The sequence below is a fragment of the Pseudomonas syringae genome, from assembly GCF_021606685.1.
GTDB lineage: Bacteria > Pseudomonadota > Gammaproteobacteria > Pseudomonadales > Pseudomonadaceae > Aquipseudomonas > Aquipseudomonas syringae_R.
Genome location: NZ_WKCB01000015.1, coordinates 39488 through 58930 on the forward strand (window position 1 = coordinate 39488; position 19443 = coordinate 58930).

A 19443-nucleotide genomic window follows, 5' to 3' on the forward strand; every position below is an offset into this window, starting at 1 on the left:
TGATCTAATCCCAAATCTGCTGTGCGATGGCTTAGCGACTGATAGCAGCGGCTTCCTTCCGCAGGTCGGCCCGGGCACCGACGTACGCATCAGTTTCCCAGATACGCATATTTCCGAGTTCGTAGGCGACGTGATTCCGAGCCTCCAGATCCTCATCGTAGGGAGCTTTTCCCCCAAGAATCGGAGCGTGGTGACCAGACAATCGCCGGTAGAGCTCGCAGGCATATGCCGCGCGACAATCATCAATGTTTAGTCCGTGAGAAAGTAAAAGCTCTTGAGCTGCAGGTAGGTTCTCTAATTTCCATGTACGCCAAGCTGCTGGCGTCGCCTGACTGCTGCCCTGAAGTTTTTGAAATGCCGCGGCCTTCTCCAAAATTACAATTTGCTCAGTGGCAGAGATATTAATGATCCGATGCTCATGTTTATCTTTGCTGAACACATAAAAGATGTTTTCTTCTTCGGCTTCCTTGTGAGCATCTTCCGCGTCGAAGAAAAAAGCCTCAAGCAATGACATGCCGAGGTATCGAACTGACCTGATTAATGTTGCTAGCTGCTCTGAGTAGAGAGCCTGAATATCCACCATCGCGGCTTCAAAGTTAGTACGGTCAAGACTGCGCGGTACGGTAATCCGTGCATGGCTTGGAAAGCCAAGACGGCTACCGACGTTAGCCGCTGCGCCTTTCCAGCGCCCATTAGTTGCGAAGCCCATTACTGAATATACAGTCTCAAGCAGGCCAGACACGCTTTGCAGCGGGAGATTTCCTTGGTATGCCTGGTTATAGAGCTCTTCCCCGTACTCCCTAACCAATTTTTTATTGACGAATTCCAGGATGTCTACCTCATGAGACTCGTTGGCATAAACACTAAACTGCGCCCATTGCTGGTCGTGGATCATGGCCTCGTGCTGACTGAGAAGCCCGCGCCGGACTGCCTCCCTGAGAATTGCCGAACCGACCTTGGTCAAGTCCTGATCAAAATGTGCGTGGAAACTCTGCTTCATGGTCATTCCTCCATTCAGCTCAGGTGCTGAGCTGCTGAAGGAAATGTTGAGCGAGGAAAAATATTCTGGGGTTCGTTTTCGGTCGCTTTCAGCGCCTGAAATTGACGAGCGCATCCGTCCGGTAAACGGTCGTTTACGGCACACATATTCCAGCTGATCTTTTGGACTTGGGATTTACCGCTTTCCTGTCACTTTTCCTGTACCGAAATCAGCGAGAGAAAAACGTATGGGAAAGCGGATTGGATATGCCCGAGTGTCGACTGATGATCAGAACCTCGACCTGCAGCGAGACGCACTTGCTCTGGCTGGGTGTTCAACAGTCTACGAGGAGACCATGAGCGGCAAGTCGGCGGACAGGCCGGAGCTGGGGCATTGCCTTAAAGCTCTGCGTAATGGTGACACTCTGGTTGTCTGGCGACTGGACCGCCTCGGTCGCTCTTTGCCTGACTTGGTTGGGATTGTCAGTAGCTTGGAGCAGGAAGGGGTGGCCTTCGAATCCATAACTGAACGAATCGAAACCACCAGCGCTGCCGGCAAGCTGATTTTTCACGTGTTCGCTGCCCTGGCTGAGTTTGAGCGCAACCTCATTCGAGAACGAACTCGTGCAGGACTGGCTGCGGCTCGTGCCCGTGGGAGAAAAGGTGGACGCAAGCCTGCGCTGGATGATCGTCAGGTGCGTGAGATACGAGCTCTTCTCAGAGATCCTGAGATACAGGTAACCGATGTTGCCCGACGGTATGGCGTTTCTCGAACAACGCTTTACCGCTACGTCGGTTCGCCGAAATCATCTGCGGTCGTTTAAGTGGTGGTGTTGTTTTCCGCTGAAGTTGCCCAGAAAATTTTGGGCGCTATGACCTAGCAGGCAAGTGAAGGATATCTCTGGCGTACTACGTGTGCCGGACTCGCGAGTCGAAGGCGTTCAATGAAAACGAAGATGCTCAACACGAGTATTGAGCACCTTCGACGTACGTTGAGCGCCTTCAGGGAGCGGTGGGAAGCTCCCATGCCCATCCGCCCTGCATACCTGTTTTGTGTGAACGTATACCTAGCTGTTTCTGGGCTCTGCGAATGGACGCCGAAGAAATGCAACGTTCTTCAGCTAAAGCCATCAACGCATTGATTGCAACAGGCCCAGCTTGTAACGTCTCCTCAAGAAAGCTGCGCGCTTCTTGAGTAGCTGATGTGGGTCTGGCGTCACCCGTTTGCTCGATAGCAGCGAGAATGGCTTCAGCGCTACCGTCGATGGCCTCTCCCCATCGGATGCAGGTTGTCTCCAGCTGCTCGTCTATAACGATGGGCTCAACGAAATACTCGATTCCTCCGTTATCAATGGAAACGTTGGACTTGGCTCGGACAAGCACCCTCGCTTCTGAATTTTGATCCTTCTCTGCCACCAGTACAGTGCGAGCGAGCGCGGAGAATGCCTGGCTACCGATTACACGATTAGCTGCGGAGGACTGGGACGTACCTTTGCTGAGGTGAGATATGCCGAGGACAGCGCAACAATGCCGCTCTGCGAAATCCACTACCATTTGTAGCCCCTGTCGAACTTCGTTTGCTCGGTGCATGTCCCCCCGAATGAGGTTGATCAGTGGGTCGAAAATCAGCAATGAAACGCCGTCAATCCGTGCGGCTGCCTCGTTCAAAAGGGCAAAATTGGCTGCAGGATCAAATTGTCGCCTGTTCCCACTCTGATCCTTGAGCCCTTCGATAATGTGCACGCGGGTTAGGTCTGCATCTGCAGCAGTAAGGCGAGGAATGATCGTGTCAGAGATACCGTCCTCGCCGCTCCATATTACGACGTTGCCTGCGGCCTCACATGTGCTGCCATCTGGCCAGTCATCTCCTCTACTAAGCCTGGCGGCCAGCGATATTGCCAACGTGGTTTTGCCGCACCCACCTGCGCCGGCAAGAATGGATAGCTTTGCCCTTGGCAGCCAGCCTGGCCAAATCCACTGGATCTTTTCCACTGGAATATCGACCGCTGCTGTGAGTTCTATCATCCAGCCCGGTTGTTGAGGTGTTCGGCGCTGCATTACAGCGCCTCCCTTTGCCGAATCCAAGCCTGGATTTCGCTATTACGCCAACCGACGCTGGAGCCGCACAAAAGGCGCTGTCGCGGGAAAAGGCCTTCCGATATTTTCCGATAGATCGTTGAACGTTTTAGGCCGACGATTGCTTCGACATCGCGTAAACGAAGAATCTTGTCATCGTCGCCGACGTCGTCAAAGTTGCTAACGTGCATTGCCATAGGTTTTGAGTCCTAGGTTCTGGAGCGTGGGGCAGCGTCCTCCGGCACTACTGCTAAAAAGGGTAAAAGACGGATGTCGGCTGGCTATATAGCGAGCAGGGGCATTTGCCACACGCATAGGTATATGCGCGTTTCCGAGATTTATGGTCGGTAGCGTCGGAGGTCGTTGTGGGCTACAGAAGTTCTAGGGCACTAAGGCCTCTAGGGGCAGAACGGACTGCGAGTGTTCTGACCAGATACGCAAATCAACCAATGGCAGTTGGTGCTGCCCGTTCAGCGGATGCGAACGAGGCGAAAGTTTTTAACGTCGTTACCAGGGCGACGTGGCGGACCGCTGCGGATCGATATGGATCGCTTGGGACGGACACTATTTAACATGAGAGTGCCGGGCTGGCAATAAGCAGGTGTTCTGCCTTGGTTGGTAAGGGGTGGCCCAACCAAGGCAGTAGTTGACTGAATGCTCAGCGTTTATCGGACTCAACTAGTGATCTGTACCGATATCGAGTTTGGGCAGCGCCTTGACGATTTTCTGGGTCTCCAGGCTGACGGTGACCACGCGCTGGAACAGCTCGAGTGGGTACTTGGGGTTGCCCATGGTTTCCACGGCCCAGTCGTTGGCGTCGTTGACGATACCGCTGGCTTTGTCGGTGCGAACAGCCTGGCGTTCCATCACCCAGTCCAGTGCGGACTTGCCGTTGACCACGTAATCCCAAGCCGCTTCAGGAATGCCCTTGAGGGTGATGTGGTGGTTGTAGATGACAGTGGTTTTATCGCCCTTATTGGCGAATTTCATCTTCTCTACGCGGTAATCGGCGTTGGTGAGCGTGCTCTTGGCCTCGATGGTCAGCGGGTAGGTATCGACGGTTTCGTAGTTCAGGTGAAGCTCGGCCAGGGCACGGCCAGCCCTACTGAACGCCCAGAAATCGACGGCTTTCTTCACCGCCGGAATTCGCGGTAGCTCTTTGCTCAGGTTGTCCGCGTAGCACTCGCGGTAATCGGGCGAATGAAGGATGCCGTAGACGTAGTAGAACAGGTCTTCTTTGCTGATCTGCTCGCCGGGATAGGCTGCCTGGAAGTGAACCAATCCTGTGTCAGTGATGGCGTCGCGGCGGCGCAATCCCCCTTCAACTGGCTCGGAAAAGAGATCGTCTTTCGACGACTGCGCGGTTTCGTCGTAGAGGTAAAGAGGAAAGCACTGCGAACCTTCGATATCCACAAAGTGAAGGCTAGGCACATGGCGTGAAATCAGCGCACTGAATGCCACTTTTTCCCCTGCGGCAGAAACGCCAATCACTAGGTTCTCCGCTTCGGCATCGGGGAAAATGCGGGGCATCTGGTAGACCATCTCGTTGAAACGACGGTTGAAATAGAGCCATTGCTTGGTGAAAGGGCGATACAGACCGAGCACCAAGCAGTTGGCCTCGAAGACATAGCTACGATCTTTGCCAAGATCCTGCTTCAGAGCGCGCGTCCAACTGATACAGGTGGGATCTGTGTCGATAAAACCATCCACTTGAGCTTGCCGGGCCTTGGTATCCAGCTTCGTGTAAGCAGCGTTGAAACGTTCCAATTCGGCGCTGTAGAACCCAATCATATCCGCCATGTTTTCTGCCAGCTTGGTTTGGCTAGCGTTGTAAACCCAAACATCTCGCCCTGAGGCCACACCCAGCGAGAAGCTCTCAAACAACTTGGGAGCATCGCCCTTCTTGTCACCCAAAACGATGAACTCATTGAAGCTGTTATCACGCTGCTTCAGCCAGTCACCATGCTCATCCGGGGTGATATGCTGCCACTGCTGAATACCGGCGACGCTGGCATAGCTGGCGATCTTCTCCAGCTTGTCTTCACGGTTCAGATAGTCGCCAATATCGTGGAAATGGATCTGGCCATGAGCCTTCGCTTCTGGATTCTTGACCAGCAGCGAGATAGCGATAGGAGCACGGCTGCCCATGCCAAAAACATTGTCCTTTTCCTTGCGACGAGCTTCACCGGACGTACGAGCATTTCCGCGCAGATGGAACACATAGATACTGGAAAACTCATCCACCAGGCACTTGCGCATTCCATCCTGCGAGGCGGCGTCCAAAAAACCGGCGTTGGTCACAAAGCCGATGACGCCAGCATTACCAATACGGTCACTGGCCCAGCGAATAGAGCGGATGTAGCTGTCGTATAGATTGCGGACAGAAGTCATTGCAGACCGACGCGCGTAGGTTCCCTCAATTCGGCGATCTAACGCAGGGTATCCAACGTTCTGATTGTTGTCGTTCTGGCTACCTTGCCCTACGGAGTAAGGCGGATTGCCCACTATCACCCGAATATCCAGCGCCTTCTGCCGCTTTCGTCGGGCGCTGTTGTCCTCCAGCAGGGCGTCGACCAAATCGTCCTTCTCGTACATCTGGAAGGTGTCTGTCAGGCAGATGCCTTCAAACGGGGTGTACTCGTCGATCACTTCGCCGTGATAGGCAGCTTCGATATTGATGGCTGCAATGTAGTAGGCCAGCAACACCAGCTCGTTGGCATGAATTTCGTGCTTGTACTTGTGCGGCAACTCCTCCGGCTTGATCAGGCCCGACTGGATCAGGCGGGTGATAAAGGTGCCGGTGCCGGTGAACGGGTCGATGATGTGGACACCCTTGCTGCCCAGGGTCTGGCCGAACTCCTGTTGCAGCAGGTGGTTGACGCTGTGGAGGATAAAGTCCACCACCTCGACTGGGGTGTAAACGATACCCAAGCGCTCGGTCATCTTGGGGAAGGCATTGCGGAAGAATTTGTCGTACAGCTCGACGATAATCTTCTGCTTACCCTGGGCATTGTCGATGCCGTCTGCACGCTGACGCACGCTGGCGTAGAACTTCTCCAGGGTGTCGGCTTCCTTGGCGAGGTGGTGCTCATGAAGCGCGTCCAGCACGCCTTGCATGGCCTTGGACATGGGGTTGTGGCTGGCAAAGCTGTACTCGTCGAACAGCGCATCGAACACCGGCTTGGTTACCAGGTGCTGGGCAAGCATCTCAACAATCTCGCCGTCGCTGATGCTGTCGTTGAGATCATCGCGTAGCTCAGCGGCGAAGGCCTCGAAAGTCGCTCTCTCCTGGGTGTATTCAGGGTTCTCCAAAATGCCCTGGATGCGGTCGATGTGGGTGCGGGCGATCTTGGCGATATCGTTGGCCCAGTCTTCCCAGTGGTGGCGGTTGCCGCACTTGTCGACGATCTTGGCGTAGATGGCCTTCTCGATTTCCCCCACCTCATAGGCCAGCTCGGCTTGCTGGGTAATCTGGCCTTCGACATCGTACTTAGCGCGTTTCTCACCAATGCCGTATTGGCCTTTGCCTGCCTGGCCGTTGCTCGTTCCGCCGGTTTTCTTGGCCTTTTTATCGGCCTTGTCGGTGATGGCGATGACTTCCATCTTTCGCGGGTCAGAGCCGATCAGATCGAGCTTGTTGACCATGGCGTCGAAGCTGTCGTCGTGCGAGCGCAGTGCCTGAAGCACCTGCCAGACCACCTTATAGGTCTGGTTGTCGTTGAGCGCTTCGTGGGGCTCCATACCGGCAGGAATGACCACCGGCAGTACCACATAGCCACGCTTCTTACCCGGTGCGTTGCGCATTACCCTGCCAACGGATTGCACCACGTCGACCTGGGAATTACGCGGGGTGAGGAAAAGCACGGCATCCAGCGCTGGTACGTCCACACCTTCAGACAGGCAGCGCACATTACTGAGGATGCGGCAGGTGTTGGCTGGTGGTTCTTCCTTGAGCCAGTTGAGCTTGGCTTCCTTGGCACTGGCATTCATGCCGCCATCGACGTGTGCGGCTTCACAGATGATGCGTGAGGCCTCATCGATGTTTTCTGACTCCTGATAAGCCTCCACCACCGACTGGAACATGCTGGCGATGTTGATCGAGCTGACCTTGTGCTTGGTGCCCTTGTAGTTGGGCGAGATGACTTGGCAGAAAGCTACAGCGCGCTTCATGGGCTGATCATCACCCACCAAGTTTTCGGCCAATCCCTGCTTGGCCAGCGCCTTCCAGCAACCGACTATCTTGGCCGCGTCGTCTACCTTGAGCTGGTTGTTCTCGTCCTTCAGCATCTCCTGAAGGCGGCGGCTGATGGTGCTCTCCTCGACGGTGAGTACCAGCACCTTGTAATCGGTGAGTAGACCGCGCTGAACGGCCTCGGAGAAGTTGATGACGAACAGCTCTTTGCCGTAGAGCGCTTCGTCATCCATCGAGCACAGGGTGACTTCGCCGGACTCGGCCTTGAGCTTGGCGTTGTCACCGTAGATGCGAGGCGTGGCGGTCATGTACAGACGTTTGGTGGCGCGGATGTAGTCGGCATCATGAACGCGCACAAAGTTGCTTTCGTCATCGTCGCCAAAGGTGGCGCCCGTGGTGCGGTGCGCTTCGTCGCAGATCACCAGGTCGAAAGCGGCCAGGCCATGATCAGCCTGGGCACGGCTGATCACGTCGATGGAGTGATAGGTGGAGAACACTACGCTCATGTGCTCGGCATCGTGGCGCTTGAGCATTTCCGCTGCGAGGCGATCCGCTTTGGTGGTGGCCGGGTAGCGCAGCTCATGGGTGAACACCTGAACCGCGTCATCTTCTGCTTTGCGCTTCTTGCCTACGTCGCTGTCGGAGCAGACGGCAAAGCTGTGGAGCGGGGTTGCGCTTTCCTGCGTCCACTCGGTGAGGGTTTGCGATAGCAGTGACAGGCTGGGCACCAGGAACAATACACGCTTGCCCTTGCCGGCCTGCTGCTCGGCAATTTTCAGGCTGGTGAAGGTCTTGCCGGTGCCGCAGGCCATGATCAGCTTGCCGCGTTCGGCGTCCTTGAGGCCAGCGGCCACGGCATTCAGCGCGGTTTGCTGGTGCTCGCGCAGCTGCTTCTTGGCCTTGAGCGCGACGGCTTTATTGGGCTGGTACTTGGCCCAGTCGATCTGGCTGTCTTCCAGGGCTTGCAGGTCGATCTTACTGACCGGGGGCTGCTGGCCCTGCAACGCGTCCTCGGCGTGCTCGCTCCAGTTGTTGGTGGTGGCTACGATGATGCGGTGCGAGAACGGCGCCTTGCCCGAGGCAGTGAAGAAGCTGTCGATGTCCTTCTTCTGAACGCGGTAATCCTCGGCATACAGCTTACACTGGATGGCGTGGTACTCGCCGGTACCTTGGGTGCGCGCCACCAGGTCGATGCCCGCGTCCTTACCGCTAAGGCCCTGCTCCTTCGCCCACTCCGCATATGTCCATACCTTGTCGTACAGGTCGCGGTAGGTGGCTTCGTTGCGGAGGTAAGTGCAAATCAGCTCTTCGAAATAAGTACCTTTTTCGCGTTCGGTGACAGAAGCGCTGCGGTAGGTATTCAGCAAAGCTGATAAGGCTGACATCGGTAGGAATTCCTTTTGGACTGCGCCTGGCGCACTACAGGCGCCAAATCGGCGCAGTTTAGCAATTCAGCCAGTACTGGAGCGATAAGATAGTGCTTGTATTAGCTTGAAGGCTTGCTGGCTGATGGGGGCGCTTGCATTCAGCGTTTTATCGAGTCCAAAAAGTCGGCCCAGATCTGCATCATTTTACGCCGCTCCGGCAAGAAGGTGGTTCGATCGTACGCACGTCCCAGCGGATTTTTTACCGTGTGAGCAAGCTGATGCTCCAGAAGATCGGGGCGAAACCCCAGCACCTCAGCGCCTATGGTTCTCGCTGTCGCACGAAAGCCGTGCCCAGTCATTTCGTCGCCGCTGATGTCCATGCGGCGTAACGCGCTGAGTACGGCATTGTTGGACATCGGCCGGTCGCCTCCTCGTGCCGAGGGGAAGGCGTACCGATGTCTGCCGGTGAGTGGTTTCAGCTCGCGCAGAACAGCGATTGCTTGCTGGCTCAGGGGAACCAAATGATCCGGCCGATCCTGTTTGGTGGCAGTGAGCCCTTTCATCTTGTGGCCGGGAATCAACCACTCACCCGCATCCAGATTGACCTCCGACCACTCCATGTGGCGCAGATCACCGGGCCGGCAGAACAGCAACGGGGCCAGTTTGAGTGCACAACAAACAGGCAGTGTTCCCGTGTAGCTATCCAGTGCTTTGAGCAGTGCGCCGAGTTTTTCAGGATCGGTCACGGCGGCAAAGTGCTTCACCCGCTTGGCTGGGAGCGTACGCGAGAGATTGCCAATCTGGTTGGGTGGTGTGATACCGGCAGCTTCGGCGAACTCGAAAATCTGTTTGTAGATCTGGGCTACACGACGTGCTGTCTCACGAGCACCGCGCTTGATGATGCGCTGCAGGTTTTCGACCAGCATGGGCGTGCTAATGCTGCTGACCGGTAGTTTTCCCAGCCAGGGGAGGGCATTGAGCTCAAGGCGCTGCCGCACCGTGCGGGTGTACTCCGGATCCCAGGTTGACTCGCGAATAGTGAGCCATTGCTTTGCGACCGATTCAAAGGTGTGTTGGTGATCGAGCTGGCTGACCACCTTGGCCATACGCCGTTGCAGCGAAGGGTCTTGGCCGCCGGCGAGCTGAACACGAGCGTCATCACGCTTGCGCCGGGCCTCCTGCAGGCCGACCTCAGGATAAACACCAAGCGCCAAGCGCTTTTCCTTTCCCAGAAAGCGGTACTTCAAGCGCCAGTAACGGCCTCCGTTGGGCTGTACTTCTAGGTACAAGCCCTGTTCGTCATACAGGCGGTACGGCTTGTCCTGGGGCTTGGCGTTGCGGCAGTTGGTGTCTTTCAGGGGCATTGGGGGCACATCCTCTCCGAGCGAGCTGATGAGCGTTTTATGCCCCCATATATGCCCCCGTCAACTGTGGGATGCCCTGGGATTAGGTGGGAAAACGCGGGCAAGAAAAAAGCCGTAAAGCTTTGATTTCTCTGGGCTTTACGGCTTTTCTGGGTCTTCCTGGGAAGACTAAATGGTGGAGCCGGGGGGATTTGAACCCCCGTCCGCCAGTACTCCGCTGTCGGTACTACATGCGTAGCCGTTTCTATTAAGTTAACCCTCAGCGACCCGAAGGGCAGGGTGCTTTGGGCGAGTTGTGTAAGTTTTAGCCGCTTCGTCCACAACGTACTGCACGGCGATTCTGTTCTATATGACAATCACTTTGGGTTTACAGACATCCCCTGGTGATTGCTGGACCCGAAGGTACCAGAAGCTCAGGGCTAAGGCTGCTTACGCAGCGAGAGCGAATTCCTGGCCGTAGTTTTCGTCATTGGCAACTATAAGAAGTTGCAACAGTGGATTTACGAGTTCTGTTACCAACTCGGCATGCACCTAAAGTTTCGCGACCGGCGTCGAATCCTAAACGGCCCCGTGCTTGTAACTCGTTGTTTCTTAGTGAGTGACAAGCCTGTGCAGTGTACGCCAAACGTTCGCGGAAGGCCAACCCGGAGGTTGGCTCTGCGCGATCAAGGCGCCTATTGGCCGCCTTTGTCGCTGTTTTGCAGGTCCTGCAGGGCCTTGGAGGTGATTTCGATGCACTTCTTGTCATCACCCGCGGCGTGAGCGGCCTTGGCTTGGGACACGGCAGTGTCTATCTCGCCGCTTTTGCCACTGGTGTCGGTGGCGAGCAGGGCTCTGCCGTTGTTGATTTTGTCCAGATTGATTTTGCACAGGTCTGGCTCGCCAGCGGCAAAAACAGGGGAGGCCAGCATCGCTGCGGTAATGAACAAGCCAGCAAGAGCGGAACGCTTCATAGGGTATCTCCTTGCGCAAAAGGGTTCGACGCTACTGGCGTTCGACGGCGGCCAGCGACATCACTGATGAACCTCGTTCGTCGAGGCTTATGCAGATGACTACGCTGGCGCGCAGGGGTTCTGTTTTTTTGCAGGTTTAATGCACGCGGGGCTGGGTGACGCGGTCCACGAGGTACACCAGGCCGTGGTAATCAATGCCGCCATGCTGGCTCAGGCCGATCTCGCAGGTGCGGCTGGTGGAGATGCCTTCGCTGCAATATTGCACGGCGTCCTTGAGAGTGCGCAGCGAGTGGGCGTTGAGTTGCGGTGTGGTAAAGCCTTTGTCGCCGGCAAAACCACAACAGTGGATGCCTTCCGGGATAACCACGGTGTTGGAGCAGCGTCGGGCCAGGTCGATCAATGCCTGGCTTTCCCCCAGGTGCTGGGTGCTGCAGGTGACGTGCACGGCGATCGGTGCTTCCTGGGGCGTAAAGTCGAGACGGTCCATCAGGTGCGTGCGGATGAAGCGTACCGGATCGTAGAGATCCAGGCGCGTTTCGCCCAGGTCTTGCACCAGGCGCAGGGTGCAGGGGCTGGTGTCGCAGTAGATCGGGTCGAGGCCGCCACGGCTGGCGTGGAGCAGGGCGCCGATCAGTTCCTGACGCTTGTGCTCGGCCTGTTCGGCATAGCCCTTGGAGGCGAAAGGCTGGCCGCAGCACAGGTTGTCCTGATTGTCGGGGAAGGCTACTTGGTAACCGGCTTTTTCCAGCAGGCTACGGGTCTTGTCGTACAGCGACATCTGCTCCTTATCAACGGCCGCCGGGCCCATGGCACGTGAGACGCAGGCCGCGAGGTAGACCACCCGCGGCCGTTCATCGGCCACGGCCGGGCTGAAGCGAATGGCTTTTTCCGGCTGCGGCATGGCGTTGCTCCACTGCGGGATCTGCCCCTTGGACAGCCGTGTCAGCGTGGCGGACAGTTTTGTCAGGCGTGGTGCGCCCAGCAGCATGCGTGCGCCATTGGCAACATGCAGGGTAAAGCGCGCACCTTGCAGCGCCGTGGCGAAATGGGTGGCGAGCCATTCGGCAGTTTTCGTACGGTCGGCGTCACGACTGCGCAGCTTTTTCACCAGGTCACCGGTATTGATTCCCACAGGGCAGCGTTGGGCGCACAGGCCGGTGGCCGCGCACGTCTCGATGCCTTGGTAGTGGAAAGCTGCTTCCAGTTCGGTGGTGTCGACGCCGGCGCGCTGCTTCGCCTGGATATCCCGCCAGATCACAATGCGCTGGCGTGGGCTCAGAGTCAGGCCTTTGGAGGGGCAGACCGGTTCGCAGAAACCACACTCGATGCACTTATCCACAAGCTCGTCGGCCGCAGGCAGCGGCTTGAGGTGCTTGAGGTGGATCTGCGGGTCCTCGCTAAGCACCACATCGGGGTTGAGAATGCCGTTGGGGTCCAGCAGGCGCTTGAGTTGCCACATCAATTGATAGGCATCGCTGCCCCATTCCAGCTCGACAAAGGGCGCCATATTGCGGCCAGTGCCGTGTTCGGCCTTTAGCGAGCCACCGAATTCCACCGCCACCAGTTGCGCGACGTCGTCCATGAACGCCTGGTAGCGTGCGACTTCTTCCGCGCTGTTGAAGCCTTGGGTGAACACGAAATGCAGATTGCCTTCCAGGGCGTGTCCGAAAAGGATGGCTTCGTCGTAGTGATGCTTGTCGAACAGTTCGATCAAGCGGTTCACGCCGATGGCGAGTTGCTCGACCGGAAAGGTGACGTCTTCGATAATCACCGTGCTGCCGGTTTTGCGGACGGCGCCAACCGCGGGGAAGGTGTCTTTGCGGATTGCCCACAGGCGGGCGTTTTCCAGCGGGTCTTGGGTGAAGTCGACTTGTTTCTCCACGGGGAAGCAAGCCAGGGACGCCATGATCAGCGCCAATTGCTCATGCAGCAGTGAAGGCGTAGCGGCGCGGGATTCAATCAGCAACGCGCAGGCATTTTCCGACAGGTGCTGTACGAAAGCAGGCATGCCGGGTTTGTCCTGCACCGAGCGCATGCTGCGTCGGTCCAGCAGCTCAACAGCCGAGACGGGTTGGGTTTTCAGCACGGTGACCGCATTGCAGCAGGTCTCGACATCGGGGAACACAATCAGCGCCGAGGCTTTATTGGGGTGGTCGACCACGGTGTCGTAGGTCACGGCGCTGATGAACCCCAGCGTGCCCTCGGAACCCACCAGCAAATGGCTGAGGATATCCAACGGCTCATCGAAGTCCACCAGGGCATTGAGTGACAGGCCAGTGGTATTTTTCAGACGGTATTTGTGGCGGATTTTGGCCGCCAGTTCGGCATTTGCCCGCGTCTCTCGACCCAGTGTCGCAAGGCGTTCGAGCAGTGCACCGTGCTGTTCACGAAACGCCGTGACACTAATGGCATCTTCCGTGTCCAGCCGGCTGCCGTCAGCCAGGACCAGGCGAATGCCGGCCAGGGTGTGGTAGGTGTTTTGTGCCGTGCCGCAGCACATGCCGCTGGCATTGTTGGCGACTATGCCGCCGATCTTGCAGGCGTTGATGGAAGCCGGGTCCGGCCCGATCTTGCGCCCGTACGGCGCGAGCCAAGCGTTGGCCTGCGCGCCGATCACGCCCGGTTGCAGGCGGATCTGCGTGCCTTGCCCGCGAATCTCCCGGCCATTCCAATTGTCGCCCAACACGATCAGCACTGAGTCGCTGATGGCTTGCCCGGACAGGCTGGTGCCTGCTGCGCGGAAGGTCACCGGCACGCGGTCACGCTGGGCCAGTTGCAGCAGCGCCACCACTTCGTCTTCCGATTCCACACGGATCACCAGTTGTGGGATCAGTCTGTAAAAGCTGGCGTCGGTGCCGAAAGCGAGGGTGGAAAGTGGATCGTCGAAACGCCGATTGTTCGGGATCAACTGTACGACGTCGCTCAGAAAAGCAGCAGGCAGGCTCATCGGTCCTCCAGAAATAGCTGACGCCGGACGCAGTGTCCGACGTCGATTCTTACCCTATTGCATGCAGGTTTCAGTGCACCAGCATACCGGTGAACCAGTAGGCCTGGGCCAGCGTAATCAGCCCGACGATCGTGGCGAAGAACAGGCTGTGCTTGAGGGTAAAGCGGAACAGATCGGATTCCTTGCCCACCAGGCCTGTGGCTGCGCAGGCCACTGCGATCGATTGTGGCGAGATCATCTTGCCGGTCACGCCGCCGCTGGTGTTTGCGGCGACCAGCAACGTGTCGTTAACACCGATCTGGTGAGCCGTGGTGGCTTGGAGCGAGCTGAACAGGGCATTGGACGAGGTGTCGGAGCCCGTCAGAAAAACGCCCAGCCAGCCGAGGAATGGCGAGAAGAACGGGAAGGCTGCACCGGTGCCAGCCAACACCAGGGCCATGGTCGACGACATGCCGGAGTAGTTAGTAACAAAAGCGAAGGCCAGCACCATGCCGATAGACAAGATTGGCCAGCGCAGTTCGTAGAAGGTTTCTCTCAAAGTGGTAAGACCAGTTTTTATATCGATCTTGAGGACCAGCATCGAAATCAGCGCCGAGAAGAAAATCGCGGTGCCGGTGGCCGAGATCGGGTCCAGTTTGAACACTGCCGGGATTGCGGTCGGGTTGGTGACAATCGGTGCAACTTTGACCACCAGCTGATCCAGGTGCGGGATCGCGAAGTTGAACACCCAGCTGTACATCGAGCCGCCGGCTGCAAACATTGCCTTGAACGGTTTGAGGGTCCAGATAGTGACCAGTACGGTGAGGATCAGGAACGGCGACCAGGCCTTGAAAATCTGCCCCAGGCTGTAGGGCGAGGCGACGGTGCGGCGCGGCTGGCCGAAACCGCCAGCGTTGGCGGTGACAGCGGCGCTGGAGGTGGCGCCGGCAATCTGCGCGCCTACGGTGCGCTTGGGTTGCCAGACTTTCAGGAACAGCGTCAGGGCGATCAGGCTGGCCAGGGCCGAAGTGATATCCGGCAGCTCCGGGCCGATGAAGTTGGAGGTGAAGTACTGGGTGATGGCAAAGCTCAAGCCAGCGACCAGCGCGGCCGGCCAGGTTTCGCGCACACCGCGCAGGCCGTCCATCATGAACACCAGCCAGAACGGTACGAACAGCGACAGCAAAGGCAGTTGGCGGCCGGTCATGGCGCCGATCTTGAACGCATCAATGCCGGTCACCTGGCCTGCAACGATGATCGGGATTCCCAATGCGCCAAAGGCTACGGGGGCCGTGTTGGCAATCAGGCACAGGCCGGCGGCGTAGAGCGGGTTGAACCCCAGGCCCACCAACAACGCGGCGGTGATCGCCACGGGTGCGCCGAAGCCGGCGGCACCTTCCAGGAACGCGCCGAAGCAGAAGCCGATGAGCAGCACTTGCAGGCGCTGGTCGTCGGTGATCGACAGGACCGAGCTGCGGATAACTTCGAACTGGCCGCTCTTGACCGTCAGTTTGTAGAGAAACACTGCCGCCACGATGATCCAGGCGATAGGCCACAGCCCGTAGGCAAAGCCATAACCTGCGGCTGCCAGCGCCATGTCTACCGGCATCTGGAAGGCGAAGATTGCGACCAGGATCGAAAGCGCCAGCGTTATGCTCCCGGCAACGTGGCCTTTGAGGCGAAACACGGCCAGGGCCAGGAAGAAGAATACGATCGGGATGACGGCGGCCAGTGCGGACAGGCCGAGGCTGCCGAGCGGGCTATAGAGCTGTTGCCAGGTTTGCATATGGGGTGGCCCCTGATTGTTGTTGTTTGGTCAGCTTGGGTAATTGGTAATACCAATTTACAATCGCTGTCGGCTAGGTTAAAAGGCTTGGGGGCGGTGTGTCAATTTGCCGCCTGCGAAACTTTGGTCGTAGTTCGGCAGACGCGGCGATCTGAGCGGGTAAATCGAGGGTGTTCTGGTACGTGCTGTCAGAGCGGCGATAGGCCAGAATAGAGGGCCCGGCGAGTGGTCGGGATGGTGGAGAGTGAGCTATGGGGTTTGATCAGGTGCGTCAGCGCCGTTTGTCTGACGATATTGTCGAGCAGCTTGAGGGCATGATCCTTGAGGGCACGCTGAAGTCGGGCGAGCGCTTGCCGGCCGAGCGCGCGCTGGCCGAGCAGTTTGGCGTGTCGCGTCCGTCGCTGCGGGAGGCGATTCAGAAGCTGGCGGCCAAGGGCTTGCTGGTGAGTCGTCAAGGAGGCGGCAATTATGTTGCGGATTCCCTGGGCTCGACCTTCAGCGATCCGCTGCTGCATCTGTTGGAAAACAACCCCGAGGCTCAGCGTGATCTGCTGGAGTTTCGTCAGACCCTTGAGGCTTCTTGCGCGTACTACGCTGCCCTGCGCGCTACGGAGGTTGATCGCGAGCGGCTGACTGCAGCGTTCGAGGCGCTGCAGGATTGCTACACCCGCGCCGATGACGTGAGTCGAGCCGAGGAGGGCGCGGCGGATGCGAGGTTTCACTTGGCGATTGCCGAGGCCAGCCACAACGCAGTGTTGTTGCACACCATTCGTGGCTTGTTCGACCTGCTCAAGCGTAACGTGGTGACCAACATTGGCGGCATGTACCAGCAACGCACAGAAACCCGCGACATGCTGATAAGCCAGCACCGGGATTTGTACCTGGCAATCGTCGAGGGCCGTGCCGAGCAGGCGCGGGACGTTTCAACACGCCACCTGTTGTATGTGCAGGAGGTGTTGGAAGAGGTGCGTCAAGAGGTTCAGCGCGTGGCGCGTGCGGAGCGGCGTAAGGGGATGTAGCCGAGGGCTACATCCTCACAAGGATCAGTCTTCCTTGCCCTTGTTGCGTACGGCGCGGTGCAGTTCGCGGTTGGAATCACGCTCGCGCTCGGTATCGCGCTTGTCGTATTCCTTCTTGCCCTTGCCCAAGGCGATCTCGCACTTGACCAAGTGCTTGCTCCAGTACCAGGACAGGCAGACGCAGGCATAGCCCTTCTGCTGTACCGCCTGGGCGAGCTTTTCCAGTTCGCGCGCATTGAGCAAGAGCTTGCGCGTGCGCACCGGGTCGGCAATCACGTGGGTGCTCGCGGTGGTCAGCGGAGTGATGTGACTGCCGAGCAGCCACGCCTCGCCGTCCTTGAGCAGCACATAGCTGTCGACCAGTTGCAGCTTGCTGGCGCGCAGACTTTTTACTTCCCAGCCGGCCAGGACCAGACCAGCCTCGAAACGATGTTCGATGAAGTAATCGTGTCGCGCCTTTTTATTTTGCGCGATGGTCCCTGTGGGGTGTTTCTTTTGTTTAGCCATAGGGGCGGCATTATAGGGAGTTGCGAGCGTGTCGGCTACGGTCAACCTGCGTGCTTGAGCGTGTTGGACGAATCCCGGACAATGCGGGCAGTTCTCTGGTTTTTTTCTTTCGCGGATCGGGCTGTTCTTTCGCGATGTTTGCCGCTCAGCTGTGGAAATAACGCACACATGACGACGCATATTCAACGTTCAGCGCTGCTGCCCTATCCGGCACAGGCGCTCTATGACCTGGTCAACGACGTGGCGCGTTACCCGGAATTCTTGCCTTGGTGTTCAACGGCCGAAGTGCTGGAAAGCAGTGATGAGCATATGGTTGCCAGTGTTGGGGTGGCGAAGGGCGGGCTTAGTCAGCACTTTGTTACGCGGAACGTGCTGGTGCCGGGTAACTCCATCGAAATGAACCTGCAGGAAGGCCCGTTTACCCAGTTGCATGGTGTATGGGTGTTCAAGGCACTGACCGACAAGGCGTGCAAGATCAGCCTGGACCTTTCATTTGATTACGCCGGGCCTATTGTTCGCGCGACGCTGGGGCCTTTGTTCAATCAGGCGGCCAATACCTTGGTGGATGCATTCTGTCAGCGCGCCAAGCAGTTGCATGGTTGATATAGAGGTGGTGTATGCCGCCGAAGATCGCCAGGTTCTGTTGGTGGTGACGGTGCCGGCGGGGACCAGCTTGCGGGCGGCGGTGCAGGCTTGCGGCATTGCGGCGCAGTTCCCCGCGCTGAACCTGGCTGATTGCCCCTTGGGGGTATTCGGTAAAGTGGTTGCCGATCCCGAGGCGCGTGCCGCGCAGCCGGGTGATCGTATTGAGATTTACCGGCCCCTGCTGGCAGATCCTAAAGAAGTGCGCAGGTTGCGTGCGGCCAGGGCGGCCTTGGTCAAACAACAGAATTCCTAGGTCTGCCAAATAGCAGGCACCTTGCCTCTGTGGCGAGCGGGCTTGCCCGCGTTGGGTGGCGAAGCCGCCCCAATCCCAGACGCCTCTCAATGACTGACGCACCGCAGTGGTCTCTGTTGGGGCCGCTTCGCAGCCCAGCGCGGGCAAGCCCGCTCGCCACAATAGTCTTTTGCAATAGCTTTGAGTTCAGCGAGTATTGTGTTGCGCCTATGCAAACAGCAAGCAATAAAAAAACCGGCATGCCGGGTTTTTTATTGAGCGCCGCGGGCTTATTGCGGGCTGGTGTCCAGAGGCTGCGGCGTCGGAACAGGTACGGTTTCTACACCGTCGACGTCTTTCTGGATCTTGTCGAGCAAAGAACCTGGCTTGGCCGGTACTTCGGACTTCTGCTGTTCGCTTTCCTGCGCTGGCGCAGTCACGTTGGTGCCGTTGTCCTTGCCGAGCAGGGCTTCATCGCGGCTTACGCCGGGCATGAAGTCACCGGACAGGCTGACGAGCTGGTCATTGCCGTTGAAAACGACGCTGACACGTTCCTGTTGGCGTTCACCGCCACCAGGCTGCAGGCTGTAGAGATAATCCCAGCGATCGGCATGGAAAGTGTCGGTCAGCAGGGGGTTACCCATGATAAACCGTACTTGCCGTCGGGTCATTCCCGGGCGTAACTGGTCTATCATGTCCTGCGTGACGACATTGCCCTGCTGGATGTCGATTTTGTAAACCCCGGGGAATGAACAACCGGCGAGTGCGAGCAGTCCCACAAAGGTGAAACTGGTTAGCAAGAGCTTGGTGTTTTGCATCGGTGGGCGACTTCCACTATCTTGGCTGGGACAACGTAAACGCCGATCATACCCGTATTAAGAGAAGCTGCGAAGCAGCATCCGCGAGAAAGCTAACCATGGTTGAAAATAGCGAACTACGCAAAGCCGGTCTTAAAGTGACTCTGCCACGAGTCAAGATTCTACAAATGCTCGATTCTGCTGAGCAGCGCCACATGAGTGCTGAGGATGTTTACAAGGCGCTGATGGAGTCTAACGAGGACGTTGGCCTGGCCACGGTTTACCGTGTGCTGACCCAGTTTGAAGCCGCAGGGCTGGTGGTTCGTCATAATTTCGACGGCGGTCATGCAGTGTTCGAACTGGCTGACGGTGGTCATCACGACCACATGGTTGACCTGGATACCAATGAGGTTATCGAGTTCACCAGTCCGGCAATCGAAAAGCTCCAGCATGAAATCGCTGAGGAGCATGGATTCGATTTGGTTGATCACAATCTGGTTCTGTACATCCGTAAGAAAAAGTAAAAATCGACGCAGATTCGCTCTGCGAAACGATAGAAGGCGACCCTAGGGTCGCCTTCGTGCTCTCTATAAAGGATAAA

Annotated in this window: 15 protein-coding genes and 1 other RNA gene; 5 read left to right on the plus strand and 11 right to left on the minus strand. The window is 57.5% G+C overall.

What is annotated here, in order from left to right:
• Positions 1-31: 31 nt before the first annotated feature.
• A complete protein-coding gene (locus GIW02_RS08765) occupies positions 32-1000 on the minus strand; it encodes an integrase (protein ID WP_236417889.1) in 969 nt (322 codons plus the stop codon).
• A gap of 226 nt (positions 1001-1226) precedes the next feature.
• Here GIW02_RS08765 and GIW02_RS08770 point away from each other — a divergent pair, with 226 nt between their 5' ends.
• Complete coding sequence (locus GIW02_RS08770; protein WP_017735523.1) at positions 1227-1802, plus strand: recombinase family protein; 576 nt, start codon at positions 1227-1229, stop codon at positions 1800-1802.
• Positions 1803-1980: 178 nt separating this feature from the next.
• Here the strand turns inward: GIW02_RS08770 and GIW02_RS08775 are convergent, their stop codons facing one another.
• The 8 genes from GIW02_RS08775 to GIW02_RS08810 all read right to left on the minus strand — a co-directional run bounded on the left by GIW02_RS08775 (position 1981) and on the right by GIW02_RS08810 (position 15642).
• Positions 1981-3036, minus strand: coding sequence for an ATP-binding protein (locus tag GIW02_RS08775; protein ID WP_236417887.1), 1056 nt, complete (start codon positions 3034-3036; stop codon positions 1981-1983).
• A complete protein-coding gene (locus GIW02_RS08780; protein ID WP_069519582.1) occupies positions 3036-3251 on the minus strand; it encodes a helix-turn-helix transcriptional regulator in 216 nt (71 codons plus the stop codon). The genes GIW02_RS08775 and GIW02_RS08780 overlap by 1 nt, the downstream gene beginning before the upstream one ends.
• A 481-nt stretch (positions 3252-3732) precedes the next feature.
• Positions 3733-8631, minus strand: coding sequence for a type ISP restriction/modification enzyme (locus GIW02_RS08785; protein ID WP_236417454.1), 4899 nt, complete (start codon positions 8629-8631; stop codon positions 3733-3735).
• 140 nt (positions 8632-8771) lie between these two features.
• Entirely contained in the window at positions 8772-9977 is a 1206-nt protein-coding gene (locus GIW02_RS08790; protein WP_236417452.1) for an integrase arm-type DNA-binding domain-containing protein, read from the minus strand.
• Between the two features lie 173 nt (positions 9978-10150).
• Positions 10151-10547: a transfer-messenger RNA gene (ssrA, locus tag GIW02_RS08795) on the minus strand.
• Positions 10548-10651: 104 nt separating this feature from the next.
• Complete coding sequence (locus GIW02_RS08800) at positions 10652-10930, minus strand: hypothetical protein (RefSeq protein ID WP_236417450.1); 279 nt, start codon at positions 10928-10930, stop codon at positions 10652-10654.
• 136 nt (positions 10931-11066) lie between these two features.
• Complete coding sequence (locus GIW02_RS08805) at positions 11067-13877, minus strand: FAD-binding and (Fe-S)-binding domain-containing protein (RefSeq protein WP_236417448.1); 2811 nt, start codon at positions 13875-13877, stop codon at positions 11067-11069.
• Between the two features lie 70 nt (positions 13878-13947).
• Positions 13948-15642 (minus strand): lactate permease LctP family transporter, encoded by a 1695-nt coding sequence (locus tag GIW02_RS08810; RefSeq protein WP_236417446.1) that lies wholly within the window; start codon positions 15640-15642, stop codon positions 13948-13950.
• Positions 15643-15893: 251 nt separating this feature from the next.
• Between GIW02_RS08810 and GIW02_RS08815 the strand changes: the two genes are divergently transcribed.
• Entirely contained in the window at positions 15894-16661 is a 768-nt protein-coding gene (locus GIW02_RS08815; protein WP_236417443.1) for a GntR family transcriptional regulator, read from the plus strand.
• A gap of 24 nt (positions 16662-16685) precedes the next feature.
• Here the strand turns inward: GIW02_RS08815 and smpB are convergent, their stop codons facing one another.
• Positions 16686-17168 carry an SsrA-binding protein SmpB gene (gene smpB, locus GIW02_RS08820; RefSeq protein WP_236417442.1) on the minus strand — a complete coding sequence of 161 codons (483 nt, stop codon included), beginning with the start codon at positions 17166-17168 and terminating at the stop codon, positions 16686-16688.
• Positions 17169-17336: 168 nt separating this feature from the next.
• Between smpB and GIW02_RS08825 the strand changes: the two genes are divergently transcribed.
• Entirely contained in the window at positions 17337-17771 is a 435-nt protein-coding gene (locus tag GIW02_RS08825; RefSeq protein WP_236417436.1) for a type II toxin-antitoxin system RatA family toxin, read from the plus strand.
• Positions 17764-18066: an RnfH family protein gene (locus GIW02_RS08830; RefSeq protein WP_236417435.1), complete on the plus strand. Its 303-nt coding sequence runs from the start codon at positions 17764-17766 to the stop codon at positions 18064-18066. Before GIW02_RS08825 ends, GIW02_RS08830 begins: the two co-directional genes overlap by 8 nt.
• Positions 18067-18335: 269 nt before the next feature.
• Here the strand turns inward: GIW02_RS08830 and GIW02_RS08835 are convergent, their stop codons facing one another.
• On the minus strand, positions 18336-18863 hold the full coding sequence (locus tag GIW02_RS08835; RefSeq protein ID WP_236410804.1) for an outer membrane protein assembly factor BamE: 528 nt from the start codon (positions 18861-18863) through the stop codon (positions 18336-18338).
• Between the two features lie 98 nt (positions 18864-18961).
• On the opposite strand from GIW02_RS08835, the gene fur reads away from it, so the two are divergent.
• Complete coding sequence (fur, locus tag GIW02_RS08840; protein WP_010562662.1) at positions 18962-19366, plus strand: ferric iron uptake transcriptional regulator; 405 nt, start codon at positions 18962-18964, stop codon at positions 19364-19366.
• The last annotated feature ends 77 nt before the right edge of the window (positions 19367-19443 follow it).